This is a genomic window from Streptomyces sp. NPDC101194 (assembly GCF_044767885.1).
GTDB lineage: Bacteria > Actinomycetota > Actinomycetes > Streptomycetales > Streptomycetaceae > Streptomyces.
The window spans coordinates 206,104-232,276 of the sequence record NZ_JBIWOS010000004.1 but is presented as its reverse complement, the minus strand read 5'-3'; the positions used below and the strand labels follow the sequence as shown (position 1 = coordinate 232,276).

Genomic DNA, 26,173 nt, shown 5'->3' with positions numbered 1-26,173 from the left:
CCGACCAGGTCTTCAGGTGGGTGAAGCTCGCGACCCCGCACCGGTTGGGGGCGTCGGCAACAAAGTCGCGGTCGAGACGGTCGGGGCCCGCTCCATCTGCCCGCCGGGAAGCGTGGTGATCACGCGCTTGCCGCGTACCGCGCCCTGGATGCCCATCTCGCGCATCGGGCGTGCGACGGTGCAGCGGGCCGCGACGTGGCCTTGCCGGTTCAGTTCGCGCCAGATCTTCCGGACCCCGTGGACACGGTAGTCGGCAGTGAGTTCGAGGAAGTCTGGGAGCCTGCCCGTCGGCAGATCACATCCAGGCCCCGCTGAGGCTTCCTGGCATCATCTCGACATGACCCCGCCGCTTCCCCACACCGTCCGAGCCGTCGACACCGCTCAGCTCCTGGACCTGGCTCGTGAGGCCGCCCTGCACGGCTTCAGCCAGCGCCTCCCGGTCGACTGGCTCCAAGAGCACCTCGCTGCGGAGGCGACGCACTACTTGTTCCCTACGCTCGTGCAGCGGCTCACGCACCGTGTTGAGGTGCCGCTGCAGTGGAGGTGCCAGCAGTTGCTGACCGTCAGGACCGGCGAACAGATCCGGGGTCTGCTCGACGTCCTTCCCGACACCTTCGACAAACTTCCGGAGACCTTGGACACGGCGTTCAAGAAGGACATCGTCAGCCGTATAGGGCATGCCGTGACCGTGCGCGAGTGGTCGGAGCGGACGGCTCCTGACACCGGTCCTGAAGGAATGCCACGGACCTGAGACACGGGCCCTCTGACACGGGCTGAGACAGCTCAGAGACTCGTTGGGCAGGGCCGTGCTCTATGACACGAGCCGCGAGATCCCACATCTGTGTGGGGTCTCGAAACCCGCTTCACGATCTCAGGCCCGGCTGCACATCGGCTGCATATGTGACGTGTTGATGAGGCTCACTGGTCAGCCTGCTCAACCCTTGGATGACAGCGGCCGATACCTTTTCCGCGGCGTGGGCGGGAGTCGTGTCGATGTGGCCATGACGTGGGGCGAGGAGGTTCGCGTGGTCGACTCCACCGTGGCTGTCAGTCTCCGTTCAGGCGGAGGCGAAGCCGCCACGCGTCGCCATCACCAGCGGGCGGGGCGAATTCTCTGTAGCCGGAGAGGAACATGATGCGTATTGACGCATACGCGCCGTTGTGCGAATCGGCATTTCATGGCCTCTTCCGGAGGCCAGTACGGTCGGATTCATGGAGTGGAATTTCCAGACGGCCGAGAAACTCGCGGCTGCGTTGCGTGCCGGTGAAGTGTCCTCGGCGGAACTGACCGATGAGGCGATCGCCCGAATCGAGCGGGACGACAAGGCGATCAATGCGATCTGTGTGCCGGACTTCGATCGTGCACGGGCCGCCGCGCGCGGTGCCGACGAGGCGCGCGCCCGCGGTGAGGACCGGCCGTTGCTCGGCATTCCGGTGACGGTCAAAGAGTCCTACAACATCGCCGGGTTGCCCACGACTTGGGGCATGCCGCTGCACCGGAACCACATGCCGGCCGAGGACGCGGTGCAGGTGTCGCGCCTCAAGGCCGCAGGCGCGGTGGTGCTCGGTAAGACCAATGTGCCCTTGGGTTTGCAAGATGTGCAGAGTTTCAACGAGATCTACGGCACCACCAATAACCCGTGGGATCACGGTCGCACGCCGGGCGGATCATCCGGCGGATCAGCGGCGGCCCTGGCGTCGGGATTCGGCTCACTGTCCATAGGCTCCGACATTGCCGGTTCGTTGCGCACCCCTGCACATTTCTGCGGTGTCTACGCACACAAGCCGACGCTCGGGCTGGCGGCGAGCCGGGGTATGGTCCCGCCGCCCGCGCCGGCATTGCCGGCCGACCTCGACCTCGCCGTCGTCGGTCCGATGGCGCGCAGTGCCCGCGACCTGACGCTCCTGCTCGACGTCATGGCCGGTCCGGACCCGCTGACGCTCGGTGTGGCGCACGACCTGACGCTGCCGCTCGCGCGTCACGAGCGGCTCTGCGACTTCCGGGTCTTGGTCCTCGACGAGCATCCGCTCATTCCCACCGGGTCTGCTGTGCGGGCGGGTGTGAACCGGGTGGCCGACGCGCTTGTCGACGGCGGCGCTCGCGTCGAACGGCACAGTCCGCTGCTGCCCGATCTGACCGAAGCGGCGACGCTCTACACGCAGTTGCTGTTCTCGAGCTCCGTTGCACGTTTTCCCGTCGAAGCGTACGAGCAGCTGCGGACCCGCGCCGCCGGACTGAGCGCAGACGACCAGAGCCTCGACGCCGCGCGGCTGCGCGGGATGGTGTTCAGCCACCGCGACTGGATCGAGGCGAACAACCATCGCGAGCTCCACCGCCACGGCTGGCGGCAGCTCTTCGCCGAGTTCGACGCCGTGGTGTGTCCCATCACGCCGACTCCCGCGTTCCCGCACGACCACAACCCCAATCTGTTGGAACGCCGGATCGACATCGACGGCGTCGAGTACCCGTATCTCGACCCGCTCGTCTGGGCCGGTGTGGCCACCATGCCCGGTCTACCCGCCACAGCCATACCAGCGGGCCGGTCCCCCGAGGGTCTGCCGGTGGGAGTGCAGCTCATCGGTCCGATGTTCGAGGACCGTACCCCGCTGCGGCTGGCCGAACTGCTCGAGCAGAAGATCGGCGGCTTCCAAGCACCGACGTAGCGCGTACTACCCGGATGGCTGTCGAGGGCGAGGTGCGGATCACGACGAGATCCTCCGAATGCGCGCAGTCTCTGCCTGGAACACACAGGTCAGCGGTGTGTACCTCGCCGGTTCCGCGAGTTCGGGAACCCGGTGCAGGTCGTGAAGTGCAGCGACCAGTGGCCGGTGAACGGATACAACTGCCGCAGCTTCGGTTCGGCGGACGCAGCCTCGGCGAGCGCCAGTGTCCGGCGGGCGAGGTCGAGTCGATCGGCCTCCTGGCGCAAGTCCTCCAAGAGAAGCCGCCACTGCACGGTGACGGCTTCCGCCGGACCGCGTTCATGGGCTTCGGCCGGTTCGGTCACCTTGAGGAACGGGGCAGCTTCCTGAATCTCGCGGAGGCGGGCCCCGTTTCGCCGACTCGCTGCGGCTCGGGCCGGCTCTTCCAAATCGGAGGTCGAGCCCGAGAGCAATCGAACGCCTCGATGGAGGCCGTTGATGTTGAACCAACGGCTCTTTGACCCGATGAAGATGAAGCAGGGTGCCCGGCCGGAGACCACGCTGACCACCTCGGCTGTCCGCAGCGGGTCCGAATCGTTGCTCAGCGCCGCACCCAGGTCGAGTCCTTGTTCGACAGCAGCCAGGGTCAGGGCCGCGGCCAGACTGCCGGCAGCCGCAAGATCCGGATAGAGATCAGGGTCGGCGGCAGTTGGTTCGTGCCGAGCGGGGTGTGGGGAGTTCGAGGTCACCGCTGAACTTCGCCGTCTGCACTGAGGACGTAGCCACCCTTGTGAGACGGATCTTCTGTGTCACACGGGGAGACTGATCGCAGAGCACCAGGTCAGCGGGCTGCCTCATGCCATGAGCCGAGAGACCCTGGATCTGGCTCGGCCGCCGCTGGGTCTCGTGCTCACGTCCAGATCGCAGGCGCCGAGCGGCCCGGGGATGTGAAATGAGTTCGCCACGGCTCGGGTTCTCCGGGTAGTTGTTGAGGATGACCTCCCCATCTGAACAGTTGCTCCCCGGTACGCGGCGTGCCCTGCTGCACCGTATTGCCACCGCGCAGTCGGAAGGCCGGGCGCCTTCACTCGTCGCTGCGGTACAGAGGCAGGGGCAGATCGTCTGGAGCGGCTCCCGCAGCTGCGTGGATGGTCACGCACCTGACGCCGAAACGCAGTTCAGGATCGGCTCGATCACCAAGACGTTCACGGCGGTGCTGGTCCTGCGACTGCGGGACGAGGGTCTTCTGGACTTGGACGACCCGCTGGAGAAGCATCTGCCCGGTACGGGCATCGGTGGAGTGACCGTCCACCAACTCCTCGGTCACAGCGCGGGACTGGCTGCCGAGTCACCTGCGCCCTGGTGGGAGAGGACTCCGGGCACCTTGCGGCCCGAGCTTGCCGATGTACTCGGTGAGCAGCCGAGCATGCACATTCCGGGCCGCCTCCATCACTACTCGAACCCTGGCTACACAGTGCTGGGCGCGCTGATCGAGAAGGTGCGCGGGGAGAGCTGGGCGGAGGTGCTGCGGCGCGAGATCCTCGAACCGCTGGGCATGCACCGTACGAGCCCCCAGCCGCAAGCACCGCATGCAGGCGGCTGGGCCGTGCATCCCTGGGCCGATGCCATGCTTCCCGAACCGGCGGAGGATCTCGGGCTGATGGCTCCGGCCGGCCAACTCTGGTCCACCACGGGCGACCTCCTCCGCTTCGCGGCCTTTCTGGCGGAGGGGGATGACCGAGTGCTCTGCGACGCCTCCGTGGAGCAGATGCGTGAACCGTCCGCGCCGACCGAGTCCGGTGCCTGGGATTCCGCGTACGGCCTGGGCCTGCAGTGCGCACGGAACGATGGCCGCGCTCTCTTCGGACACACAGGTTCGCTGCCCGGCTTCCTGGCCGCCCTGTGGTTCAGCGTCGAGGACGATGTGGCGGCCGTTGTCCTCACCAACACCACGTCGGGGGTGATGATCGGTGACGTGGCCGCCGACCTCGTGAAGATCGTCGCCGAGGCCGAGCCCCGTATTCCGGAGCCCTGGCGCCCGCTGCCCGAGGTGGACGCCGAGCTGCTCGCGTTGACCGGTCCCTGGTACTGGGGCACGCGCGCGAACATCCTGACACTGACTGCGGATGGTGGGCTGGAGCTTCAGCCCCTTCGGGGCAGTGGCCGCGGTGCCCGGTTCACGGCACAGCCCGACGGCACCTGGACCGGTTTCGATGGTTATTACGCAGGGGAGACGTTGCGCATCGTCCGAAACGGCGACGGCAGCGTGAACCATCTCGATCTGGGGTCGTTCGTCTTCACGCGCGAGCCGTACGACCCCGCCGCGGCCGTTCCCGGCGGTGTGGACGAGGGTGGTTGGAGGGGCCTTCGGGCCTGAGTGCCGCGTTTCACGTGAAACGGCAGAGGGCGGCCGACTCAGGCCGTCAGCTCCCGTTCCAGTGGGGTTCGGAAGCGCGGGGTGATCCGCGCTCGACCCACCCATTGCGACAGTCGGGACGCTTCCGCCTCGATCGCGGTGGTGGCGTCCCGACCGACGTCGGACAGCAGCCGCCAGACCGGCTCGCCATCGGCGCGCTGTGCCCAGCCGCCCACGATCTCGCCGTTCCACCACACGGTCGGGCCGATATTGCCGGACCGGTCGAAAAGCGCATTCCGGTGTTCGGCCGGGAGATGGAAGTCGCGGTCGGCCCAGCCCATCGCGCTGGGGTCCAGAGCCGGAAGCAGCGCGGCCCAGGGCTCAGGGGTCGGTTCAGGTTCCAGGTCCTCCGGCAGGACCCGTCCCACGGAACCGTTGTCGAGCCGGACCTCCTCCGCTCCGACGACTGCCAGGGCCTTGCGGGCCTGGCCCAGCCCCCAGCCCGTCCACCACTTGAGGTCGGCCTCGGTCGCCGGCCCGTACGACCGGAGCCAGCGCCGGGCCAGCTCGGCCTGCGCCTGCGCCGGGTCCTCGAAGTGCCAGGGCTCGGACGCGGTCCAGCGGAACTGGCTGGACGTCCAGGAACCGCGTGGCCGGTCCCGCCGGATGCGGCCCTCGGCTGCCAGGACCCGGAGGACACGGGAGGCGACGCCCTGTACCGTCTCTTGCTTCTTGCCGGGAAAGATCGTGATCTTGGTCCGCAGAGCGGCCACGGAGGCGGAGAGTTCGCTGCCGGTGGCAGGGCCATGGGCCATCAGGGCGGCCAGCACCTTCAGTTCGGTGTCGGCGAGCCAGCACTCGTCCAGTCCATTGCCGTCATCTGCCAGGTGCTTGAGAAAGGTGCGGCGTTCCTTGGCGGCCACGGCCCGGGCGTTCGAGGCGTCGACGCAGGGGGCGAGTTCCTGCGGCACGACGAAGAGGGTGTTGCGCATGGAGAGTTGCCGGACCAGGGAGACGTCCTCGTAGAGAGCCCGCTCGACCGAGGCGACGCTTGCCTCGGACATCCGGGCACACACGGAGAGGAAGACCGTGGCGGCGTCCGTGGCATGCAGAGCGACGATCGCGTCGGCCACGGACACCGGGGACAAGGCTCGTACCGACGGGGCCAGGAGGTGTCGCCGCCCGAGCCTGATCCTGCGCTGTTCGTCGCTGATGTGATGCACAGACATCCCTTCCGGTTCCGGGCCTCGGTCAGAGCGCGAGCTTGAAGCCCACATGGCTGGCGGTGAACCCCAGCCGCTCGTAGAAGCGATGGGCATCGACCCGGGTCGCATCGGACGTCAACTGGACCAACTGGCAGTCCCGGCGCCGGGATTCGTCCACGGCCCATTCGATCAGCAAGGTGCCGAGGCCGCTGCCGCGCTCGTCGGTGTGGACGCGGACGCCCTCGATGACCGAGCGGGTCGCGCCGCGCCGCGAGAGCCCGGGAATCACTGTCAACTGCAGGGTCCCGACGACGCGGCCCTCACGCACGGCCACGACCAGGTGCTGGTTCGGGTCATCCGCCAGGCGCTGGAACGCGACGCGATACGGGGTGAGGTCGTCCGGCGACTCACGCTGCGCCCCCAGCGGATCGTCGGCGAGCATGGCTACGATCGCGGCGATGTCGGTGAGTGTCGCAGGGCGTATTTCCAGATCGCTCATGATCGGCAGAGTACGCAGTTCATGACGGTGGCGCGGGAGATCGCCGAGACCGTGCGCGCCGGTCACGGCGCGCGGCGATTCACGCGGCCTTGACGGGGACCTTCAGCTCTTCGACCGCTCTGATGAGCGGGGCAAGCTCGGGGTTCTTGGCGGCTTCGTCGAGTGCGGCGCGCAGCGCTGTGTCATTGGTCGGCCTGGCCTCGGAGAGCAGCGTGAGTCCGGCCTCGGTGACATCGGTGTAGATGCCGCGGCGATCGGTGTCACAGAGATAGCGGGTCAGCAGTCCGCGGTCCTCAAGGCGGGTGACCAGGCGGGTGGTGGCGCTCTGGCTGAGGACGACGGCGTCGGCGACCTGCTTCATCTGGAGATGGCCACCCGGACCGCTGTGCTGCCTGCTGAGGACATCGAGCAGGGAGTACTCCCGCACACTGAGTCCGTGCCCGCTCTGCAACGCCCGCTCGATACGGGCCTCGATCTTCCCGTGGAGCAAGGAGAGGGCGCACCAGCCCTGGGAAAGGGCGGTCAGTGCGGGGTCCGTCGCTGTCATGGTCTCTCCTCCGTTGTGGAGCCGCTTGCGTCCAGGGTAGGCGACTACCGCAATAGACAGTCAATGCAGTTAACCCGCGTATGCAATTATTTATTCCTCTCGCCCGCGCCCTCGCCGTCCGCGGTGTGACGGCCGGGCGAGTCAGCCCGTCGCCACGGTCAGCGGAGCGTAGCGACGGGTCCAGTCGCCCGGCAGGTCCGGCGTCCCGTACGTCATCACCGTGGTTTCGGAACCGTTCCGTAGACCGCATTGCCGGAACCAATCGAGCAGCTGCGCATGGCGCGCGTCGATATCAGCGCGCAAGGGCAGATCGGTCGCTTCCGCGAGCGAGGTGATGAGTGCCTGAGCCGTGGCGGTGTCGGACGCGATCAGCGGGCCCACCACATGCGTACGGTCGCTCGGCCAGGCCGCCGCGTAACCGATGAGTCTTCCTTCGTCCTCCGCGACCCGGATGTGGTCGGCGTACGCGGGCAGCCGGGCAAGGACGTGCGTCCGGTCGGAGCCGAAGACGTCCGAGTCCAGCCGGACGATGGATCGCAGGTCCTCTGCCGCAGCCGGACGAACGGTCACGGCGGACGCTCTCTCACCGGTCGGCCGGAAGAACCCGGTGACCCGCTCCACGCGGCCCACGGCCGCGAAACCGAGCTGTTCATAGAGTGGTCGCCCTGGGGAGGTCGCGTACAGGCTGAGGGGCATCCCGTCGGCCTCGTCCATGACATGGCGCATCAGACGCCGGGCGACCCCCTGTCGCGCATGCCGTTCGGCGACGAGCAGCATGCCGATGGCAGCCAGGCTCGGACCGTAGGAGGTCACCACACAGGCTGCCATCAGCCCCTTGCCCCCGGGGTCGTCCACGCCGTAGCCCGTTCCCGCAGCAAGGAGCAGCCCCCATCTGTGCTCATCGCGTGGCCAGCCGCGGTCCTCGCAGAGGTCGGCGCAGGCGACCAGGTCGCCCAGGGTGAGGTGCCGGACAGGCAGATCGCTGAGTGGACGGGGCAGCGGGGAGGACATGAGGGTCAGGCTGTCCGACGTGGCGATCGCTCGTCCACCCCTTTACCGGACGGGACGCGCAGCCGTCGGCCGCGCCGGGTCGGCCCCCAGGGCTTCAGTACCGATACCGCGGTGATGAACAGATACGTCGTCGTCGCCACCGATGGAGCGACCACCAGATCGATGTCGACGGAGCCGCGCAGCGCCGCCTCGTTGATGCCGGGGCGCAACGAGAAGATCGACAGCGCCGTGGTGATCAGGGTGAGCCAGAACTTCGTCCAGACCCACCGGTGTCTTGCCAGCCCCCAAGGCGTGCCGAGCGCCAGCACGAGTCCGCTGGACAGGGAGAGAAGGGCGACGGGTACGAGCAGCCAGTCTCCGAAAACCTTCATGGCACGGGTGGTGGCCTGTGCGGTGGCGGGGTCGTCGGTGAGGAAGGCGGTGATTCCGAGCGCCAGCAGTCCGACGGTCAGTCCCAGCCAGCTCACGGATATCGAAACATGCGCGACGAGGAGGCCGCGGCGGGCGGAGCGCTTGAGTGGTTTCACGTGAAACACGGTGCCGGGAACGAGGAAGCCGAGCGTCCGACAGCGGGAGTAATCGCACGTACTAGCCTCGGCGTACGACGGGCGCCCCCCAGCCGCTTTGTGGGCCGGGAGCAGAGGGGAAGCACTCCTCGGTGGCTCTCTCGGTGGGCCGGCCGGTACGCGCGGTCCCGCACTGGTGCGAAAGGCGGGCGACTGTCGTGGATTCACGGCTCGGCCATGGGTAATGGTGCGTCATGGGAAAGCCGGTTCGGGTACTCGGATATCCCGCTGTCCGTCCGGTCTGCGTTCACGGCAGGGCATGCTGGGGCAGGGGACCGCGGGCAGGACCCGGTCGGCGACCGCAACCGGAACCCGACTGCGTCCGTGGGCGGGGGGCCGCAGCCGTGCGGGTGCACAAGGCGACCAGAAGACGTTCTAGGCGAGGCACAGTATGGATGCTCCGGCCACCGGGTGGACCGAAGACGGAACGGGAAGATCTCCCGACGCGATCCTGATCCACCGCACTCTGGCCGAGATCTCGCCGGTCGCAGACCAAGCGACCTCGTACTTCTACGCCCTGCTCTTCATCCGGCACCCCGACCTGCGTGACATGTTCCCGGTCGCCATGGATGTTCAGCGCGACCGTCTCCTCCGGGCGATCCTCACCGCGGCCGACCGGCTGGACGACCCTCGTGCGCTGGCCGAGTACCTCGGCGGGCTGGGACGGGGACACCGCAAGTACGGCACGCTGCCCACGCACTATCCCGCCGTGGGGGAGGCGCTCCTCGGTGCGCTGAGCCGTTACGCGAGTAGCACCTGGGACGCCGGGACCGAAGCGGCCTGGGTCCGTGCCTACACCGCGATATCGCAGATCATGATCGATGCTGCCGCCGAGGACGAGATGCTGACTCCCGCCCTTTGGCATGCGGAGGTCGTCTCCCACGACCTCAGGACCCGCGACATAGCGGTCCTCACAGTCCGTCCCGACCAGGCCTATCCCTTCCGCGCAGGCCAGTATGCGGCGATGGAGACCCCGTGGTGGCCCCGGAACTGGCGTCACTACTCCTTCGCCTCGGCGCCCCGTCCAAACGGTCTGCTCACCTTCCACATCAGGGCCGTCCCGGCGGGCTGGGTCTCCAACGCCCTGGTGCACCGGGCGCGGCCCGGTGACATGCTGCGCCTCGGTCCGCCCACCGGCTCGATGACGGTCGACCACTCCACCCACAGCGGTCTGCTCTGCCTGGGCGGCGGCACGGGCATCGCGCCGATCAAGGCGCTCGTCGAGGACGTCGCCGAGTACGGCGACCGGCGTCCGGTGGAGGTCTTCTACGGGGCACGCAGCGGTCACGACCTGTACGACATCGATACGATGCTGCGGCTCCAGCGGACCTATCCCTGGCTCGCGGTGCGGCCGGTGGTCTCCGCCGGCCCGGGAATGGAGGGCGGCCTGAAGGGGCTGCTGCCCGAGGTTGTGCGCGCGTGCGGCCCGTGGCACGAGTACGACGCCTATCTCTCGGGCCCGCCCGGCATGATCCGTAGCGGCGTGGACGTACTCAGAGGTATCGGCATGCCTGCCGAGCGCATCCGACACGATGCCGTGGAGGAACTGGCGGCCACCGGCCCCGCCTGACCGTGGGCGAGAGGCCTGCAGGCCCTGCCCGCGGGGGCGGTGACGGCTGAACCCTGCGCCCCGGAAGCGGCGGGGTCAACCCAGGTCGGGTGCGTGCATCGCCCGGACGCCCTCGATGTTGCCGTCCAGGTAGTGCCGCAGCGACAGCGGGACGAGATGGACCGCAGCGATCCCCATCCGGCTGAACGGCACCCGAACGACGTCGTACTCGCCACAGGGATCGTCGATCTCGGGCCCGTGGCGCCGGGACAGATCCATCGACTCCAGCCGGCAGACGAAGAAGTGCTGGACTTTGACGCCTTTTACTCCGCCGCCCTCGATGTGCTCCACGGTGTCGACGAAGCAGGGCACCACATCGGTGATCTTGGCGCCCAGCTCCTCGTCCAGCTCGCGATGCAGGGCGTCGACGACGGTCGCGTCCTCGGGCTCGACCCCGCCGCCCGGCGTGAGCCAGTACGGATCCACTCCGGGCTTGGTGCGCTTGATGAGGACGAGGTCGTCGCCGTCGAGCAGGATGGCGCGTGCGGTGCGCTTGACCACAGGACGTTCGGTCATGGCAAGAGAGTGGCCCACCAAACCGGTTCTGAAACACCGGAGCGGCGCCGGGCCGTCCTGCGCTCACCAGTCGGCGGCGGCGCGCAGCAGCCACTCGTGCGCCCGCGCGATGTGCGGCAGCGCGAGGGTGCCGGTCCGCACGGCCAGGAAGTAGGTGCGCAGCGGAGGTACGGGAGGGTCGAGAAGTGCCACGACCTCGCCCCTCTCCAACGCCACCTCGCACAGATAGCGCGGCAGCACGGCGAGCCCGGCGCCCGCCACGGCGCACTCCAGGACCGCCCGGAGATCCGGGGCGATGACCGTTCCCGCGATGGCGGGCCGGCAGTCGAAGACGGCGGCCCAGTAGCGCGAGACGAGCGGCAGGCTCTCGTGGACCTCCACGACCGGAAGCTCGTCCAGCACCACGGGCCCTTTGTGCCGCAGGGCCCCGGGCCCCAGGCGCCCGGCCCAGCGCGGTGCGGCGACCAGGACGTGCTCTTCGTCACAGAGCGGAGTCGCGGTGAGCAGCCCACCGCGCGGACGGACCGTCGCAAGGGCCAGATCGTGATGTCCGGCGGCCAGTCCTTCCAGCGTTTCCTCGGCGCCTGCGAAGAACGAACTGCGCACAGCCAGGCCCTGGACGATGAGAGGGGTCAGCGCGGGCAGGGCTCGCATCGAGGTGAACTCGGGAGGCCCGGCCAGATGCAGCGTCCGGACGCCCGACTCCTCGTCGAGCTCGGTCTCGGCGATCTCGACCAGTGCGTCCAGATGGGGCGCCGCCCGATGCGCGAGCTCGTCGCCGATGGTCGTCGGGGTCACACCACGGGCCCTGCGCAGGAAGAGCGGACGGCCCAGCTGCCGTTCCAGTGTGCGGATCTGCGAGGTCACCGCGGGCTGGGAGAGGCCGAGCAGGGCAGCAGCCCGGGTGAAGGAGCCGGCCCGGTGCACCGTGACGAATGTGCGCAGCAGGGCCAGGTCCATGTCCTGCCGCCTCCCACGCTCGCGATGCTTCGACCCGTACAACTATAAATATGTCGATAGGTCGCTGTCGCTAGCGTGATTGGACTCTGACAGAGAGTCAATTAGCCTTGTTCAGGCGGTTCTTCACACCCGGAACCGGGACGGTCCGAGCCACGAGGGGGGAGGCTCGGACCGTCCGCACCACTGGCTCAGCTCGTGCGCAGCGCGGCGTCCAGTGCCCGTTCGACATCGGCCATCAGGTCGTCAGGGCTCTCGGCGCCGACAGAGAAGCGGATGAAGCCTTCCGGTACGGCGTCACCGCCCCAGCGTGCCCGCCGTTCGGCGGTGGAGCGCACGCCACCGAAGCTTGTCGCGTCGTCGACCAGCCGCAGCTCGGTGAGGAAGCGCTCGGCCCGCTCGCGGTCGGGCAGTACGAACGACACCACGGAGCCGAAACGTCGCATCTGCCGTACGGCGTTCGGATACGAAGGATCGGTGGGCAGACCGGGATACCGGACCCCGGTCACCTCCTCGCGCCTGCCCAGCGCCTCGGCCAGGGCCAGGGCGGTGGCGCACTGCCGGTCGAGCCGCAGTTCCAGAGTGGCCAGCGAACGGTGTGCGAGCCAGGCCTCCATCGGCCCGGGAATCGCCCCGACAACCTTGCGCCAACGCCGTACGCCCGCTGCCAGCTCGGGATCGCGGCAGGTCACATGGCCGAGCAGGATGTCGCCGTGCCCGGTCATGCCCTTCGTGTCACTGGCCACCGAGAAATCGGCCCCCAGTTCCAGCGGGCGCTGGCCGAGAGGCGTGGCGAGAGTGTTGTCGACGGCCACCAGGGTGCCGGCCGCGTGAGCGGCCCCGACGAGCCGACGCACGTCGCAGACATCGAGCCCCGGGTTGGACGGGGTCTCGATCCACAGCAGCCTGGCACCCTCCAGGACCGCCAGCTGGGCATCGCCGCCGGTCGGCGCGGTCCGCACCTCGACGCCGTACGCCTCCAACTGCTCACGCACCAGCGGCAGCGCCTGGTATCCGTCGTCGGGGAGCACGACCACATCGCCCGTGCGCGCCTGGGACAGCAGAACCGCCGAGATCGCCGCCATTCCGGATGCGAAGACGGTGGTCTCGACCTGCTCCCCCGGCGCCTCCAGCTCGCCGATGGCGCGTTCCAGGTGGGTCCAGGTCGGATTGGTGTCCCGGCCGTAGGTGTACGGGCCGGTCGGTTCGCCGGTGAGGTGGAAATGTGCGGCGAAGACCGGCCCCGGCAGGGTGGGCTCGAACTGCTCCGGCTCGGGCAGCCCGGCCCGTACCGCCCGGGTCCCGTCACCCATGGTGCTCATACCGTTCCTCGCTTCTCTCCCGGTGTGCCACCGGTCCGACCTGCACTGTCTCAGTAGGTGTCGGGTCAGTCCTCGTCGGGCAGGACCACGTTCAGCGCCCACGACACGATCGAGATGATCAGGCCGCCGAGTACGGCGGTCCAGAAGCCGTGGACGTGGAAGCTGAGATGGAACAGACCGGCCAGCCAGGAGGTCAGCAGCAGCATGAGGGCGTTGACCACCAGGGTGATCAGCCCCAGAGTGAGGATGAAGAGCGGGAAGGTGAGCAGTTTCACTATCGGCTTGACCACGAAGTTCACCAGGCCGAAGAGCAGGGCGACCAGGATCAGCGTGAGCGCCTTGCGCCCCGTGCCGCCGCCGTCCAGCGTGATGTCCTGGAGCAACCAGATGGCCACGGCCAGCGCACCTGCGTTGGCGATCGTCTTGACTACGAAATTCTTCATGTGTCTGATCGTGGCAGACACGATCGGTGGCTGACACCGGCAGAGCAGAGGCAAGGGGCGGACGGGCCATGAAGGCATTCAGACTGGACGAACTGGAAGCGGAGCGGGCTGCCAACGACGGTGCGTACCTGCAGTTCGTGAAGGAACGGAACATGTCCGTCGGCCTGTACGCGCTGGACGCCGGTGACCTCGACCCGCAGCAGCCGCACAAGGAGGACGAGGTCTACTTCGTCGTCAGCGGCCGCGCCTCGATCACGGTCGGCATGGAAACCACGCAGGTGGGCAGAGGAAGCGTGGTGTACGTGCCCGCCGGCGTGGCCCACAAGTTCCACCACATCACCGAGGACCTGCGGGTCATGGTGGTCTTCTCCCCGCCGGAGAGCTGAGCCCGCTCCTACGGAGGGCCGGGCTCCGGTCTCAGGGATCCCTAGGGGGTCGATCAGGGGACTTCAAGGGCTGTGGAACCACCGCCGGCCCCCTCCGCGCCTCTAGCATCGAAAGCAGGAACTCACAGAGACGAGGTAAGGACGATGGCCGTGCGGGAGATATTCGCTGGGATGCCCTGGTGGGTGAAGTGGGTCGCGGTGCCGGTCATCGCGATCGTCGTGTTCGGCGGTCTGATCGCCAGCGTGGTCGGGTTCGTGATCGGTCTGCTCTTCAAGGTGCTGGTCTTCGTGATCCTGGTCGGGGGACTCGTCTTCGTCGTACGCAAGTTCATGTCGTCCTCCTCGCGCAGCGACTGGTAGGAAGATCGGAAACCGGGCGCAGGATTAGCCCAGCTGAGCTAAGTACAAGACGAAACGACACTCCTGGCGGATGTGGCCGATATGGTGGAAAACCGCTGCCGCCACCTGGGAATTAACTGTCTGTCGCCACTTTGACCAGTGGTTTGTACGGCGTTCGGCCTCCGGACCCCAGACACGCGGCGGTCCGTGGGGGCGGCCCCCACAGGCGGGCTGACTGTCCGTCACCATGCCTGGGGGTGACCGTTGACCACGGCATCGAGCACTGCTGTCCCGACGCTGATCGGTTCGGTACAGCGAGCGCTGAGGCTGCTGGAAGCTGTGGGCGCCCATCGGGACGGGGCGCCCGCGAAGCAGTTGGCCAGGGAAGCGGGCCTTCCCCTTCCCACCGCCTACCACCTGCTGCGCACCCTGACCCATGAGGGCTATCTACGCCGGGAGAACGGCGTCTTTCTTTTCGGCGCCGTCGCGGAGCGCCTGGTCGGCGAGGGAACGCTGCGGAATCGTCGCAGCCGGATGACGGAGTCGCTGAGCCGCTGGCGCGACACCATTGGCGCGCCGGTGTACTGCGCCGTCTACCGCGAGGGCGAGATCGAACTCGTCGCGGTCGCCGACGACCCCGCCGCACCCGCGGTGGACGAGTGGGCATCCTTCCGGGAGACCGGCCACGCCCATGCGATCGGCCAGTGTCTGCTGAGTCGGCTCGACGAGAAGGCCCGCGAGGATCATCTGGACCGGCACCCGGTACGTCCGCTGACCCGCTATTCGGTGCGGGACCGCGCGTCGCTTCTCGAGCGATTGCGGTCGTTGGAACGAATGGAACCCGTCATCGAACGACAGGAGTACGCCCTGGGGACGGTCTGTGCGGCCATCCCGATCGCTGCCGGTTTCACTGCCGCAGCGATGGCGATTTCCGTACCCTTGGAGCAGGAAGACCGGTTGCTCCCCGCAGTCGAACAACTACGTTGCGAAGTTGCCAACCTCTTGCGCTCGTTCATGTTCTCTATCAGTATCTGAAAAATCACTCCTTGTGATCTGCTATCGCGTGCACCACGATGGCGTCAATAGGGCCACGGGGGATCATTCCTGGCCAGATTCATCTACTGCGGGGTTGAACGATGCGCGAGTCGGTTCAAGCTGAGGTCATGATGAGCTTCCTCGTTTCCGAGGAGCTCTCTTTTCGGATCCCGGTGGAGCTCCGGTACGAAGTGTGCGATCCGTATGCGATCCGGATGACCTTCCATCTGCCCGGCGACGCCCCCGTCACCTGGGCATTCGGCCGTGAGCTGCTGCTCGACGGCCTCAACAGCCCCAGTGGCGACGGCGATGTGCACATCGGGCCCACGGAGCCCGAGGGGTTGTCCGATGTACACATCCGTCTTCAGGTGGGCGCGGATCGCGCCCTCTTCAGGGCCGGTACGGCGCCGCTCGTGGCATTCCTCGACCGCACCGACAAACTCGTGCCGCTCGGGCAGGAGTGCACGCTGGGTGACTTCGAGGGCAATCTGGAAGAGGCCCTGGGCCGGATCCTCGCGGAGGAACAGAACGCCGGCTGAAGAGCGCGGCGCCGCAGGTCGGCCCGCCGGTCGAACACGACACCCGCCGAATGGGTGAATCACTCTCCGTGTTGAGGCGTTCAAGCCCTCGCCCTGCGACGGCGACCTTTCCCGGTCCGTACGGGTGCTGGAGCTCCGGCTTCCGCGCCGAGCCCCGTGCGGTCCGCGGAGACGACCAGCGCGGCGAGCACGGTCGTCACCGGTACCGAGGCGACCAGTCCGATCGAGCCGACCAGCGTACGTACGATCTCCTCCGCCACCAGCTCGCTGTTGGCCACCGTTCCCACGCTGCTCTGGGCGATCGAGAACAGCAGCAGCAGCGGCAGCGCGGCGCCCGCGTAAGCCAGTACCAGCGTATTGACGACCGACGCGATGTGATCGCGCCCGATCCTGATCCCTGCCCGGTAGAGACCCCGCGCACCCATCATCGGGTTCGCCTGGTGCAACTCCCAGACCGCAGATGTCTGGGTGACCGTCACATCGTCGAGCACCCCGAGCGAGCCGATGATCACACCGGCCAGCAGCAGACCGCTCATGTCGATGTGCGGGTACAGGCCGTGGATGAGGCCGGTGCTGTCATCGGTGTTGCCGGTCAGGCCGGCCCAGCCGATGAAGAGTGATCCGAGCAGCCCGATCAGCAGCAGGGAGATCAGGGTGCCGATGACGGCGACCGAGGTGCGGGCGGTCAGGCCATGGCACATGTAGAGCGCGATCAGCATGATCGCGCTGGCCCCGACCACTGCGACGAGCAGTGGATTCGAGCCCTGGAGGACGGCCGGGAGGATGAACAGCGTCAGCACGGCGAACGACACGGCGAGCGCGACCAGCGCCATCACGCCGCGCATCCTGCCCACCGCGACCACGACCAGGGCGAAGATCCCCGCCAGCAGCGTCATCGGGAACTTCCGGTTCACATCCGTCACCGAGTACTGCAGGTCATGGGGGGCGTCGGGGGCGTACGCCACGACCACTCCCTGCCCCTCGCGCAACTGACGCGGTGCGTCGGGGTGGACGATCTCGACGAAGGTGCGGCCCTTGTCGTGACCGGTCGTCACTTCGACGATGGCTTTCTCGCACAGCCCCGCCCCGCTCGCCGGCGGCGTCGTGGTGTCGCCACTGGTGGGGATCTGGGCGGCGTTCACTTCCTTGCAGTCCACTTTGTCGATCTTCACCACCTTGGCCTGCTGGGTCTGCCGGTCGAAACCGACACCGGTCCGCTCGTGCGGGGGCGCACCCCCCGGCCAGAGCGCCACCAGGCCGACGACGACCGCGGTGGCGAACGGGATCAGTACGGCGGCGATGACCTTGCGCAGATGCTTGGAGACGGGCGCGGCGGGGCCGTGTCCGTGTGAATGGCCGTGCTGATGGCCCTGCGGGTCGGGGTCGTTCTGGGGGGACGTCACCGGCCGATCATTGCAAGAAGAGAAGGGCCCTCTGTTCATTCCGCCGGACAGGGCGCTAGCGTGGGGGGACCTTTGCACACGCGGGAGCTCGGAGCACCGGGCTGAGAGGGCGCTGATATCCGTACATCTGTACGGGACAGGCTGCGCCGACCGCCGAACCTGTTACCGGGTAATGCCGGCGTAGGGAGTAGGTCTCATGACCACATCGGACGCACGCACGCCTGCCTCGAACCAGAGCGACGAGGCCGGGAAGTCCATCGGCTGGCACAAGGGGTACGTCCAGGGCTCACGCCCGGACCTCCGGGTGCCGGTCCGTCAGGTGCACCTCACCAACGGCAAGGACGTGACGCTGTACGACACGTCGGGGCCGTACACCGATCCCACCACCGAGACCGATGTCCGTCGCGGTCTCGCACCGCTGCGGGAGAACTGGATCACCGCGCGCGGTGACACCGAGGAGTACCCGGGCCGCCCGGGCCGCCCCGAGGACGACGGGCTCAAGCACACCTCGCCGCGTGGCGGACTGCGCAACCTCGACGCCGTCTTCCCCGGCCGCCCGCGGCTGCCCCGCCGCAGCCGGGACGGGCAGCCGGTCACCCAGCTCGCGTACGCCCGCCGGGGCGAGATCACTCCGGAGATGGAGTACGTGGCGCTCCGGGAGGACGTCGAACCCGAGGCGGTGCGCGAGGAGATCGCCGCGGGGCGGGCCGTGCTGCCGGCCAATGTCAACCATCCGGAGATCGAGCCGATGATCATCGGCAAGCGGTTCCTGGTGAAGGTCAATGCCAACATCGGCAACTCCGCGGTGACGTCCTCCATCGAGGAGGAGGTGGAGAAGATGACATGGGCGACGCGCTGGGGCGCCGACACGGTCATGGACCTTTCCACCGGACGCAACATTCACACCACCCGTGAGTGGGTTCTGCGCAACTCCCCCGTGCCGATCGGCACCGTTCCCCTCTACCAGGCCCTCGAAAAGGTCGACGGCAAGGCCGAGGAGCTGACCTGGGAGATCTACAAGGACACCGTCATCGAGCAGGCCGAGCAGGGCGTCGACTACATGACGGTCCACGCCGGCGTGCGTCTGCCGTACGTTCCGCTGACCGCTCGCCGCAAGACCGGCATCGTCTCCCGCGGCGGCTCGATCATGGCGGCGTGGTGCCTCGCGCACCACAAGGAGTCCTTCCTGTACGAACACTTCGAGGAGCTCTGCGAGATCCTCGCCACCTACGACGTGACGTACTCGCTGGGCGACGGGCTGCGCCCCGGGTCGATCGCCGATGCCAACGACGAGGCCCAGTTCGCCGAACTGCGTACGCTCGGTGAGCTGAACACGATTGCCAAGCGGTTCGGCGTGCAGACCATGATCGAGGGGCCGGGGCATGTCCCGATGCACAAGATCAAGGAGAACATCGACCTGCAGCAGGAGATCTGCGAGGAGGCGCCGTTCTACACGCTCGGCCCCCTGACCACCGATGTCGCTCCGGCGTACGACCACATCACCTCGGGCATCGGCGCGGCGATGATCGCCTGGTGGGGCACCGCGATGCTCTGTTACGTCACGCCCAAGGAGCACCTGGGCCTGCCCGACCGGGACGATGTGAAGACCGGCGTCATCACGTACAAGATCGCGGCCCATGCGGCGGACCTCGCCAAGGGGCATCCGGGGGCGCAGGACTGGGACGACGCACTCTCCGACGCCCGCTTCGAATTCCGCTGGGAGGACCAGTTCAACCTGGCTCTCGACCCGGTCACGGCAAGGGAGTTCCACGACGAGACGCTGCCGGCCGAACCCGCGAAGACGGCGCACTTCTGCTCGATGTGCGGCCCGAAGTTCTGCTCGATGAAGATCTCCCAGGACATCCGTCGTGAACACGGTGGTTCCCAGGCGGAGATCGACGCGGGCATGGCGGAGAAGTCCAGGGAGTTCGCCGCGGCGGGCAACCGCGTCTATCTGCCGATCGCTGACTGAGCCTGTCGCGCGGCGCCGGGGTGGCGAAGGTCTTTTCGCGGACTTTCGCCACCCGTCCGTCGCTCTCCGGGCGCGCAGTGTGACCGGGACGCGAGGGTTCCCAAGAGCCGGCGAACGAGAGCGTTCAGCAGACGGCCCCTCAAGATGGTTCTGCGGCGGGGAACTTACCGGTTGTCGTCGAGGCGACCGGACCTGGTCAGTCCGGTTCGTGCTCGGGCCCGCCGAAGTCGGGGCTGGTGAAGTCCGGGCTGGTGAACGTCGGGCGCGGGCCTGCCGCCGGGCCCTCGTCCGGGCTGGTGAAGTCCGGTCGGCTGTAGCCGACCTTCGGGATGCGGTTCGCCGATCGATGCGGTGTGCGCGACGCGCGGCCGGCCTCGGGGTCGGCGAGCGCGTCCCTGAGGAACGGCAGGATGCCGCGCTCCAGCAGTGCGTGGCGCCATGCCTCCCGGGCGCGCGCCACATCCTCCGGCAGTTCGTCCTCGGCGTCCTCGGAGGGCTGCGACGCCGACCCGTTGCGCAGCGCGGTGATGAGCAGTCCGATGGCGGCGGCGAGGATCGCGGCGGCCGTCACCGCCGCGAAGAACCAGCCCGCGGTGACCATGGTGGAGGCGAAGGACGGCGGCTGGCTGAGCAGTTTCAGCAGATAGCCGGCCAGCAGGAATATGAACGCGGCGGTGCCGGCGAGTACGGGCGCCAGGACCGTGACGACAGCCCCTATGCCGGCGCCCGACCGGTTCTGACGGCCGGTGCCGGGACCGACGTCCGAATCCTCGCCCGCTCCTTCGACCGGTCCACGCAGCTCTTGCCGGGCTTTCACATAGTGCTCGTACTCGGTGGCGGCCGTGGCGGTGATCAGCGCCGTGGCGTCCAGCGCCATGGTGCGCAGCTGGACGGCATTGAGCCGCTCGCCGACCGCGGCCAGATCCGGTCGTTCATGTGCGTGGCGCAGTGCGTCGTCGAGGATCCGCTCGTACTCGGGGCGGTCCTCGGTCAGCAGGTGCGGAGCGCTTTTCATGTGCATCCCCCGATGCTCCGTTGGGCCTGATTACCCGCTCGGACCGGGCAGTTGGGCGGAAACGGAGGAGAGCCTGCTACTGATACGCCGATGGTAGAGCGCCCACGGCACGGGGTGACAGGGGGTTTCCGGAAATAGGCCCAGTGATCGGCGTGGTCAGGTCGTGGAAGCGTCTTCCCGGAAGAACGTCAGTCATGCAGGGGCAGTTGGACGACCAGCAGCTTTCCGGCCATGGTCACTCCGCCGTCCATGGCGATGGCGAGGCCGTCCGCGTAGACGTGCGGTCCTTCGACCACGGGGCCGGAACTGTCCTCTCCGTCCTCCGAGCCGACCTCGCCGAGAAGGTACGGAATGGGGCTGTGACCATGGACGATGCGCTGTCCGCCATAGGCCGACATCAGCTCCCGGACGGCCTGCGGACCCGCCTCGTCGCGGAAGGCGAACCGCTTGGTGAGCTTCCGGAACAGGTCCCAGCACTCGTCGGCGTCGTTACGCGTGAGAATGGCGTGCACGGTGTCGTTGACGTCCTCGATGTTGGTGCCGTAGTCGAGGTACGCCGTCGTGTCGGAGTGCATCAGCAGATGCCCGTCCTCCTCGACGATCGCGTCGAGCCGGGACATCCACTGGAGGTGGACGTCCTGAAGCCGCTCCATGTCGTTCTTCTGGCCGCCGTTGAGCAGCCAGGCGGCCTGGAAGGTGGCGGTGCCCGCGCCGGAGTTCACCGGGGTGTCGCCGAACCGCTTGGCGCCGATGAGCAGCAGTTCGTGATTGCCCATCAGGGCCTTGCAGTAGCCGCCGGCGGCCGCTGCCTCGGCGGAGAGACGCATCACCAGGTCGATGACGCCGATGCCGTCGGGGCCGCGGTCGGTGAAGTCGCCGAGGAACCAGAGCCGGGCATTGCCCGCGGACCAGTTGCCCTCGGCGTCGATGAGGCCCTGTTCGGCGAGTGCGGTGTGGAGCTCGTCCAGATAGCCGTGGACATCGCCGACGACGTACAGCGGTCCGAGCCCCGGCTCCGGGACGGGCCGGGGGTCGGGGACGGCCCGCACCTGGACGGTGTCACCGCGGTTGATCACGGGGAGATCGCGCTCGGTGGGGGTGTACCCCTCCGGCAGTTGGTCTTCCGGGACTGCGTGGCCCGGGTGCGGCGGTGAAGGCGGCACCGGGGTCTGCGCATAGGGCGGTACGCGGAAGTCACGCAACGTCGCAGTCCGCACCACGGGTTCCTGACCGGCCCCCTGTGTCATCGACCCCTCCACCACCGTCGCGCCGCCGTACACCTGACGGGCCCTGCTGGTCGGGGCGGTCCGCGGTGTCGTGCGCCCATCATAGGAATGCGAATCGTGCTCTGTGACGCACCAGGGGTGGTGAATCCGGGCGCACGTCAGGTTCACCGGCCGATTGGTCCGAAATTGCCTGATCAGTCCCCTGCGGGGGAGCGAGGCGCACTGACCGTGGTGCGGGGGGGACGGCGTTGCGAGGACGTCCGGACGATGAGTTCCGTCGGTATCACCTGCTCCACCGTTCCGTCGTGATCGACGCCTTCGATGGCGTCGATCAGGAGCTGGACGACTGCTGTGCCGATCCTGCGCGGTTTGAGCGACAGGGTGGTGATGGGGGGCTCGGTCGTCGCGTACACGGTGGACTCGCTGCAGCAGACCAGCAGGAGGTCCTCGGGGACGCGCAGGCCGTATCTCCGGGCGGCCGCCAGGAGGTCGGTGCCATTGGGGTCGAAGAGCCCGTAGACGGCGTCGGGCCGGTCGGGGCGGGCCAGCAGCCGGTCGGCGGCGACCGCGCCCGCGCACGGGTCGTGGGCGGGATAGGACTCGTACACCGGATCCTGGCCCACGCGCTCGCACCAGTGGAGGTAGGCGGTGGTGGAGAGCCGGGTGTACGTGTCGGTGGTGGTGCCGGTGAGCAGTCCGATGCGGCGGGCCCCGGCGGCGGCGAGATGGTCGAGAAGGTCGAGCACGGCGGCCCGGTGGTCGTTGTCGACCCACGCGGTCACCGGGAGCGTTCCGGCCGGCCGTCCGTCCGAGACGACGGGCAGGCCCTGGCGTACGAGCTCCGTGACGACCGGGTCCTGGTCGGAGGGGTCGATCACGACGGTGCCGTCGAGAGCGACGTTCGACCAGACGTCGTGGCGTGAGGTGGCGGGCAGGATGACGAGGGCGTAGCCGCGGGCGAGCGCGGCCGAGGTGGCCGCTCTGGCCATCTCGGCGAAGTAGGCGAACTCCGTGAAGGTGAAGGGTTCGTCCCCGTACGTCGTCACGGTCAGGCCGATGAGGCCGGACTTGCCGGTGCGGAGGGTTCGGGCCGCGGCGGAAGGGCGGTAGCCCAGGCGCTCAGCGACCTCACGGACATGGCGGCGGGTGGCGTCCGGGAGCCTGCCCTTGCCGTTGAGTGCGTCGGAGACGGTCGTGATGGAGACGCCGGCGGCGGCGGCCACGTCCCGGATTCCCGCTCGTCCCTGCCGACCGCCGCGCCGGGGTGTCTCCGTCCGGCTCACCTGGTGCTTCCCTGCTGCTGTCATGGCGAGCCGATAGTAGGGCTCGGACAGGGGGTTGGCCCGGCTGCATATTCACTCACTGGCAGGCACGTTTTTGCATGATCATCATGCGCCAAGTGCCTTGTAAAGAAAGGGCGTTGGCTGGATCCATCGTTATGTGTCATGCATCGAACCCTTTGGGCCTACTAAACGGCCGATGTCTCGAAGAGGTCTCATCTCACCTCTTCGAGGGACGCGCGCCACGGCGTGAGCCACCGGCGCACGTCAAGGAGAGAAGCGCTCCCCCCGATTTCCGGGCGCACCGGACGATTGGTCGCTTCCACCATTCGCAGCAGCGCCCAATCCTCATAAGGTGAGCAGTATTGATGTGTACAGACGGTCGAGGAGGACCTGCGGTGAGCGAGACGAGCCCCAAGCTGCGCGCCGAGCTGGACGGCGTCCCCGCCTATGTGCCGGGCAAGCCGGCTGCTGCCGACGGACCGGTTGCGTTCAAGCTGTCCTCCAACGAGAACCCGTATCCTCCGCTGCCCGGTGTGATGGAGTCCGCCCTCGCCGCAGCCGCGAACTTCAACCGCTACCCGGACATGGCCTGCACCGGTCTGATGAACGAGCTGGCCGACCGTTTCGGTGTGCCCGTCTCCCATCTCGCCACCGGAACCGGCTCGGTCGGTGTGGCGCAGCAGCTGCTCCAGGCCACCTCGGGGCCGGGCGACGAGGTCATCTACGCCTGGCGCTCCTTCGAGGCGTACCCGATCATCACGCAGGTCAGCGGTGCGACCTCGGTGAAGGTCCCGCTGACCGACGGTGAGGTGCACGATCTCGACGCGATGGCGGACGCGATCACGGACCGCACCCGACTGATCTTCGTCTGCAATCCGAACAACCCGACCGGCACGGTGGTGCGCCGGGCCGAGCTGGAGCGGTTCCTCGACCGGGTGCCGAGCGATGTCCTGGTGGTGCTCGACGAGGCGTACAAGGAGTTCATCCGCGACGTCGAGGTGCCGGACGGCATCGAGATCTACCGGGACCGGCCCAATGTGGCGGTGCTGCGGACGTTCTCCAAGGCCTACGGCCTGGCAGGACTGAGGGTCGGCTTCGCCGTTGCCCATGAGCCGGTGGCGGCGGCGCTGCGCAAGACGGCGGTGCCCTTCGGGGTCAGCCAGCTCGCGCAGGACGCGGCGGTGGCCTCGCTGCGCGCCGAGGACGAACTCCTGGGGCGGGTCGGCTCCCTGGTGTGCGAGCGCGACCGGGTGCAGCGGACGCTGGCGGAGCAGGGCTGGACGGTGCCGGAGTCCCAGGCGAACTTCGTCTGGCTGCGGCTCGGGGACCGTACCGCCGACTTCGCCGCGGTCTGCGAGCGGGCCGGTGTGGTGGTCAGGCCGTTCGTGGGCGAGGGCGTGCGGGTCACGATCGGGGAGGACGAGGCGAACGATCTGTTCCTGAAGGTGACGGAGTCGTACCGCAAGGACCTGTAGAGCGGCGCGCGGCCACCTGCGCGTACCTGAGGCCCCGGGCCCCGCACCTCGTCCGTCGAGGTGCGGGGCCTTCGCGTTCGAGGCGGCGGGCGCAGCCCGGGCCGCGGCGGTTCGGGGGTGTCTGCTTCGGGGGGATTGATCGGAACATCCGAAGAGGGGTACCCCGCCCGAACGTCCCGAAAGTCCGTGCGCCATAATTGCTTGTGAATGTGAACGCGTTCACAAGCGTGTCCTGTTTCATCCCGTGATTAGTCGGATTTAATGGGCAAATTGCCGGTGCGACTACGGTGACGTAAGGAGAAGACGACGTGGAGCTAGCTCTGGCGCCGGAAACCCTGGCGCGATGGCAGTTCGGTATCACCACCGTCTACCACTTCCTGTTCGTCCCCCTGACGATCTCTCTCGCCGCGCTCACCGCCGGCCTGCAGACCGCCTGGGTGCGTACGAACAAGGAGAAGTACCTCAGGGCGACGAAGTTCTGGGGCAAGCTTTTCCTGATCAACATCGCCATGGGCGTCGTCACCGGCATCGTCCAGGAGTTCCAGTTCGGTATGAACTGGTCCGACTACTCGCGGTTCGTCGGTGACATCTTCGGTGCCCCGCTCGCGTTCGAGGCTCTGATCGCCTTCTTCTTCGAGTCCACCTTCATCGGCCTGTGGATCTTCGGCTGGGACAAGCTCCCGAAGAAGATCCATCTCGCCTGCATCTGGATGGTCTCCATCGGAACCATCCTGTCCGCGTACTTCATCCTGGCGGCCAACTCCTGGATGCAGCACCCGGTGGGTTACCGCATCAACAAGGAACGCGGCCGGGCCGAGCTCACCGACTTCTGGCATGTGCTCACCCAGAACACCGCGCTCGCCCAGTTCTTCCACACCATCACCGCCGCCTTCCTCGTCGGAGGCGCGTTCATGGTCGGTATCGCCGCCTTCCACCTGGCGCGCAAGAAGCACATCCCGGTGATGCGGACCTCGCTGCGGCTCGGTCTGATCACCGTGGTGATCGCCGGGCTCCTCACCGCCATCAGCGGTGACCAGCTGGGCAAGGTCATGTTCAAGCAGCAGCCGATGAAGATGGCCGCCGCCGAGGCGCTCTGGGAGGGTCAGGACGCGGCGCCCTTCTCGATCTTCGCGGTCGGCGACGTGGCCAAGGGCCACAACACCGTGGAGATCTCCATCCCGGGGATACTGTCCTTCCTCGCGGACGACAACTTCACCTCGTACGTCCCCGGCATCAACGACATCAACAAGGCCGAGCAGGAGAAGTTCGGCCCCGGCGACTACCGGCCCAACATTCCGGTCGCCTTCTGGAGCTTCCGCTGGATGATCGGTTTCGGGATGGCGTCCTTCGCTCTCGGCCTCCTCGGACTGTGGCTGACGCGGAAGAAGTTCATGCTGCCGCCGGGGATGCGGACCGGCGAGGACGAAGTGCCCCATCTGGTCCTCTTCAAGAACAAGGCCCTCAGCCCCAAGCTCGCCAAGTGCTACTGGATCGTCGCGATCTGGACGCTGCTCTTCCCGCTGATCGCCAACTCCTGGGGCTGGATCTTCACCGAGATGGGCCGTCAGCCCTGGGTCGTCTACGGCGTGTTCCAGACCCGCGACGCGGTCTCCCCCGGCGTCTCGCAGGGCGAGGTGCTCACCTCGATGATCGGCTTCACCCTGCTCTACGCCGCACTTGCGGTGATCGAGGTCAAGCTGCTCGTGAAGTACATCAAGGCCGGACCGCCGGAACTCACGGAGGCCGACCTCAACCCGCCCACCAAGATCGGCGGCGACGACCATGACGACGCCGACCGGCCGATGGCCTTCTCCTACTGAGAGCAG

26 protein-coding genes and 1 riboswitch are annotated in these 26,173 nt (G+C 67.8%); of the genes, 11 read left to right on the top strand and 15 right to left on the bottom strand.

The features are described 5' to 3' along the window. Window positions 1–12 precede the first annotated feature (12 nt). Window positions 13–294 (bottom strand): IS3 family transposase, encoded by a 282-nt coding sequence (locus ACIRP2_RS17685; protein WP_404251926.1) that lies wholly within the window; start codon window positions 292–294, stop codon window positions 13–15. A gap of 43 nt (window positions 295–337) precedes the next feature. Between ACIRP2_RS17685 and ACIRP2_RS17680 the strand changes: the two genes are divergently transcribed. Together ACIRP2_RS17680 and ACIRP2_RS17675 are read left to right on the top strand one after the other, a co-directional pair. Then, window positions 338–751, top strand: coding sequence for a hypothetical protein (locus ACIRP2_RS17680; RefSeq protein WP_404251193.1), 414 nt, complete (start codon window positions 338–340; stop codon window positions 749–751). A gap of 461 nt (window positions 752–1,212) precedes the next feature. After that, entirely contained in the window at window positions 1,213–2,664 is a 1,452-nt protein-coding gene (locus ACIRP2_RS17675) for an amidase (RefSeq protein ID WP_404251191.1), read from the top strand. 89 nt (window positions 2,665–2,753) lie between these two features. Here ACIRP2_RS17675 and ACIRP2_RS17670 read toward each other — a convergent pair whose 3' ends face one another. Then, complete coding sequence (locus tag ACIRP2_RS17670; protein WP_404251189.1) at window positions 2,754–3,392, bottom strand: DUF6193 family natural product biosynthesis protein; 639 nt, start codon at window positions 3,390–3,392, stop codon at window positions 2,754–2,756. Between the two features lie 245 nt (window positions 3,393–3,637). On the opposite strand from ACIRP2_RS17670, the gene ACIRP2_RS17665 reads away from it, so the two are divergent. Beyond that, complete coding sequence (locus ACIRP2_RS17665; RefSeq protein WP_404251187.1) at window positions 3,638–5,020, top strand: serine hydrolase domain-containing protein; 1,383 nt, start codon at window positions 3,638–3,640, stop codon at window positions 5,018–5,020. A 38-nt stretch (window positions 5,021–5,058) separates the two neighbouring features. Here ACIRP2_RS17665 and ACIRP2_RS17660 read toward each other — a convergent pair whose 3' ends face one another. From ACIRP2_RS17660 to ACIRP2_RS17640, 5 genes are all read right to left on the bottom strand, one after another. After that, a complete protein-coding gene (locus ACIRP2_RS17660; RefSeq protein WP_404251924.1) occupies window positions 5,059–6,222 on the bottom strand; it encodes a winged helix DNA-binding domain-containing protein in 1,164 nt (387 codons plus the stop codon). A 28-nt stretch (window positions 6,223–6,250) separates the two neighbouring features. Next, window positions 6,251–6,703, bottom strand: coding sequence for a GNAT family N-acetyltransferase (locus ACIRP2_RS17655; protein WP_404251185.1), 453 nt, complete (start codon window positions 6,701–6,703; stop codon window positions 6,251–6,253). A 79-nt stretch (window positions 6,704–6,782) separates the two neighbouring features. Beyond that, window positions 6,783–7,250 (bottom strand): MarR family winged helix-turn-helix transcriptional regulator, encoded by a 468-nt coding sequence (locus tag ACIRP2_RS17650; protein ID WP_376208315.1) that lies wholly within the window; start codon window positions 7,248–7,250, stop codon window positions 6,783–6,785. 141 nt (window positions 7,251–7,391) lie between these two features. Further along, window positions 7,392–8,261, bottom strand: a complete 870-nt coding sequence (locus ACIRP2_RS17645; RefSeq protein ID WP_404251183.1) for a GNAT family N-acetyltransferase — start codon at window positions 8,259–8,261, stop codon at window positions 7,392–7,394. 5 nt (window positions 8,262–8,266) lie between these two features. Next, the gene (locus ACIRP2_RS17640) at window positions 8,267–8,788 is read right to left on the bottom strand and encodes a DUF2269 domain-containing protein (RefSeq protein WP_404251181.1); all 522 of its coding nucleotides are present in this window, start codon (window positions 8,786–8,788) and stop codon (window positions 8,267–8,269) included. 430 nt (window positions 8,789–9,218) lie between these two features. Between ACIRP2_RS17640 and ACIRP2_RS17635 the strand changes: the two genes are divergently transcribed. Beyond that, entirely contained in the window at window positions 9,219–10,397 is a 1,179-nt protein-coding gene (locus ACIRP2_RS17635; RefSeq protein ID WP_404251179.1) for a globin domain-containing protein, read from the top strand. A 75-nt stretch (window positions 10,398–10,472) separates the two neighbouring features. On the opposite strand, the gene ACIRP2_RS17630 is transcribed toward ACIRP2_RS17635, so the two are convergent. The 4 genes from ACIRP2_RS17630 to ACIRP2_RS17615 form a co-directional block, all read right to left on the bottom strand. Continuing rightward, window positions 10,473–10,952, bottom strand: a complete 480-nt coding sequence (locus ACIRP2_RS17630) for an NUDIX hydrolase (RefSeq protein WP_351076314.1) — start codon at window positions 10,950–10,952, stop codon at window positions 10,473–10,475. Window positions 10,953–11,015: 63 nt separating this feature from the next. Then, window positions 11,016–11,912, bottom strand: a complete 897-nt coding sequence (locus tag ACIRP2_RS17625) for a LysR family transcriptional regulator (RefSeq protein ID WP_404251177.1) — start codon at window positions 11,910–11,912, stop codon at window positions 11,016–11,018. A gap of 188 nt (window positions 11,913–12,100) precedes the next feature. Next, window positions 12,101–13,231, bottom strand: coding sequence for a cystathionine gamma-lyase (locus ACIRP2_RS17620; protein ID WP_404251175.1), 1,131 nt, complete (start codon window positions 13,229–13,231; stop codon window positions 12,101–12,103). 65 nt (window positions 13,232–13,296) lie between these two features. Then, window positions 13,297–13,674: a phage holin family protein gene (locus tag ACIRP2_RS17615; protein ID WP_404251173.1), complete on the bottom strand. Its 378-nt coding sequence runs from the start codon at window positions 13,672–13,674 to the stop codon at window positions 13,297–13,299. Window positions 13,675–13,742: 68 nt separating this feature from the next. On the opposite strand from ACIRP2_RS17615, the gene ACIRP2_RS17610 reads away from it, so the two are divergent. From ACIRP2_RS17610 to ACIRP2_RS17595, 4 genes are all read left to right on the top strand, one after another. Beyond that, entirely contained in the window at window positions 13,743–14,060 is a 318-nt protein-coding gene (locus ACIRP2_RS17610) for a cupin domain-containing protein (protein WP_404251171.1), read from the top strand. Window positions 14,061–14,210: 150 nt separating this feature from the next. Then, window positions 14,211–14,420 (top strand): DUF5326 family protein, encoded by a 210-nt coding sequence (locus tag ACIRP2_RS17605; protein WP_404251169.1) that lies wholly within the window; start codon window positions 14,211–14,213, stop codon window positions 14,418–14,420. Window positions 14,421–14,663: 243 nt separating this feature from the next. Continuing rightward, a complete protein-coding gene (locus ACIRP2_RS17600; RefSeq protein WP_404251167.1) occupies window positions 14,664–15,434 on the top strand; it encodes an IclR family transcriptional regulator in 771 nt (256 codons plus the stop codon). Between the two features lie 101 nt (window positions 15,435–15,535). Further along, complete coding sequence (locus tag ACIRP2_RS17595; protein ID WP_114245561.1) at window positions 15,536–15,973, top strand: SsgA family sporulation/cell division regulator; 438 nt, start codon at window positions 15,536–15,538, stop codon at window positions 15,971–15,973. An 80-nt stretch (window positions 15,974–16,053) separates the two neighbouring features. Here ACIRP2_RS17595 and ACIRP2_RS17590 read toward each other — a convergent pair whose 3' ends face one another. After that, window positions 16,054–17,376, bottom strand: coding sequence for a YibE/F family protein (locus ACIRP2_RS17590; protein ID WP_404251165.1), 1,323 nt, complete (start codon window positions 17,374–17,376; stop codon window positions 16,054–16,056). A 70-nt stretch (window positions 17,377–17,446) separates the two neighbouring features. After that, window positions 17,447–17,580: riboswitch (TPP riboswitch) on the top strand. On the opposite strand from ACIRP2_RS17590, the gene thiC reads away from it, so the two are divergent. Beyond that, window positions 17,573–19,348, top strand: a complete 1,776-nt coding sequence (thiC, locus tag ACIRP2_RS17585) for a phosphomethylpyrimidine synthase ThiC (protein ID WP_404251163.1) — start codon at window positions 17,573–17,575, stop codon at window positions 19,346–19,348. It overlaps the preceding riboswitch by 8 nt. Before the next feature lie 196 nt (window positions 19,349–19,544). Here the strand turns inward: thiC and ACIRP2_RS17580 are convergent, their stop codons facing one another. From ACIRP2_RS17580 to ACIRP2_RS17570, 3 genes are all read right to left on the bottom strand, one after another. After that, window positions 19,545–20,369, bottom strand: coding sequence for a hypothetical protein (locus ACIRP2_RS17580; RefSeq protein WP_404251161.1), 825 nt, complete (start codon window positions 20,367–20,369; stop codon window positions 19,545–19,547). A 182-nt stretch (window positions 20,370–20,551) separates the two neighbouring features. Continuing rightward, complete coding sequence (locus tag ACIRP2_RS17575; RefSeq protein WP_404251159.1) at window positions 20,552–21,610, bottom strand: metallophosphoesterase; 1,059 nt, start codon at window positions 21,608–21,610, stop codon at window positions 20,552–20,554. A gap of 173 nt (window positions 21,611–21,783) precedes the next feature. Next, the gene (locus tag ACIRP2_RS17570) at window positions 21,784–22,896 is read right to left on the bottom strand and encodes a LacI family DNA-binding transcriptional regulator (RefSeq protein WP_404251157.1); all 1,113 of its coding nucleotides are present in this window, start codon (window positions 22,894–22,896) and stop codon (window positions 21,784–21,786) included. Window positions 22,897–23,267: 371 nt separating this feature from the next. Between ACIRP2_RS17570 and hisC the strand changes: the two genes are divergently transcribed. After that, the gene (gene hisC / locus ACIRP2_RS17565) at window positions 23,268–24,347 is read left to right on the top strand and encodes a histidinol-phosphate transaminase (RefSeq protein ID WP_404251155.1); all 1,080 of its coding nucleotides are present in this window, start codon (window positions 23,268–23,270) and stop codon (window positions 24,345–24,347) included. Between the two features lie 308 nt (window positions 24,348–24,655). After that, on the top strand, window positions 24,656–26,167 hold the full coding sequence (locus ACIRP2_RS17560; RefSeq protein WP_404251153.1) for a cytochrome ubiquinol oxidase subunit I: 1,512 nt from the start codon (window positions 24,656–24,658) through the stop codon (window positions 26,165–26,167). Window positions 26,168–26,173 lie beyond the last annotated feature (6 nt).

Coding starts and splice junctions, on each gene's coding strand:
- ACIRP2_RS17645 (WP_404251183.1), bottom strand. CDS start 8,261: ATGTCCTCCCCGCTGCCCCGTCCACTCAGCGATCTGCCTGTCCGGCAC.
- ACIRP2_RS17630 (WP_351076314.1), bottom strand. CDS start 10,952: ATGACCGAACGTCCTGTGGTCAAGCGCACCGCACGCGCCATCCTGCTC.
- ACIRP2_RS17650 (WP_376208315.1), bottom strand. CDS start 7,250: ATGACAGCGACGGACCCCGCACTGACCGCCCTTTCCCAGGGCTGGTGC.
- ACIRP2_RS17575 (WP_404251159.1), bottom strand. CDS start 21,610: ATGACACAGGGGGCCGGTCAGGAACCCGTGGTGCGGACTGCGACGTTG.
- ACIRP2_RS17635 (WP_404251179.1), top strand. CDS start 9,219: ATGGATGCTCCGGCCACCGGGTGGACCGAAGACGGAACGGGAAGATCT.
- ACIRP2_RS17625 (WP_404251177.1), bottom strand. CDS start 11,912: ATGGACCTGGCCCTGCTGCGCACATTCGTCACGGTGCACCGGGCCGGC.
- ACIRP2_RS17680 (WP_404251193.1), top strand. CDS start 338: ATGACCCCGCCGCTTCCCCACACCGTCCGAGCCGTCGACACCGCTCAG.
- ACIRP2_RS17665 (WP_404251187.1), top strand. CDS start 3,638: ATGACCTCCCCATCTGAACAGTTGCTCCCCGGTACGCGGCGTGCCCTG.
- ACIRP2_RS17620 (WP_404251175.1), bottom strand. CDS start 13,231: ATGAGCACCATGGGTGACGGGACCCGGGCGGTACGGGCCGGGCTGCCC.
- ACIRP2_RS17595 (WP_114245561.1), top strand. CDS start 15,536: ATGCGCGAGTCGGTTCAAGCTGAGGTCATGATGAGCTTCCTCGTTTCC.
- ACIRP2_RS17610 (WP_404251171.1), top strand. CDS start 13,743: ATGAAGGCATTCAGACTGGACGAACTGGAAGCGGAGCGGGCTGCCAAC.
- ACIRP2_RS17580 (WP_404251161.1), bottom strand. CDS start 20,369: ATGCACATGAAAAGCGCTCCGCACCTGCTGACCGAGGACCGCCCCGAG.
- ACIRP2_RS17570 (WP_404251157.1), bottom strand. CDS start 22,896: ATGACAGCAGCAGGGAAGCACCAGGTGAGCCGGACGGAGACACCCCGG.
- ACIRP2_RS17615 (WP_404251173.1), bottom strand. CDS start 13,674: ATGAAGAATTTCGTAGTCAAGACGATCGCCAACGCAGGTGCGCTGGCC.
- ACIRP2_RS17675 (WP_404251191.1), top strand. CDS start 1,213: ATGGAGTGGAATTTCCAGACGGCCGAGAAACTCGCGGCTGCGTTGCGT.
- thiC (WP_404251163.1), top strand. CDS start 17,573: ATGACCACATCGGACGCACGCACGCCTGCCTCGAACCAGAGCGACGAG.
- ACIRP2_RS17655 (WP_404251185.1), bottom strand. CDS start 6,703: ATGAGCGATCTGGAAATACGCCCTGCGACACTCACCGACATCGCCGCG.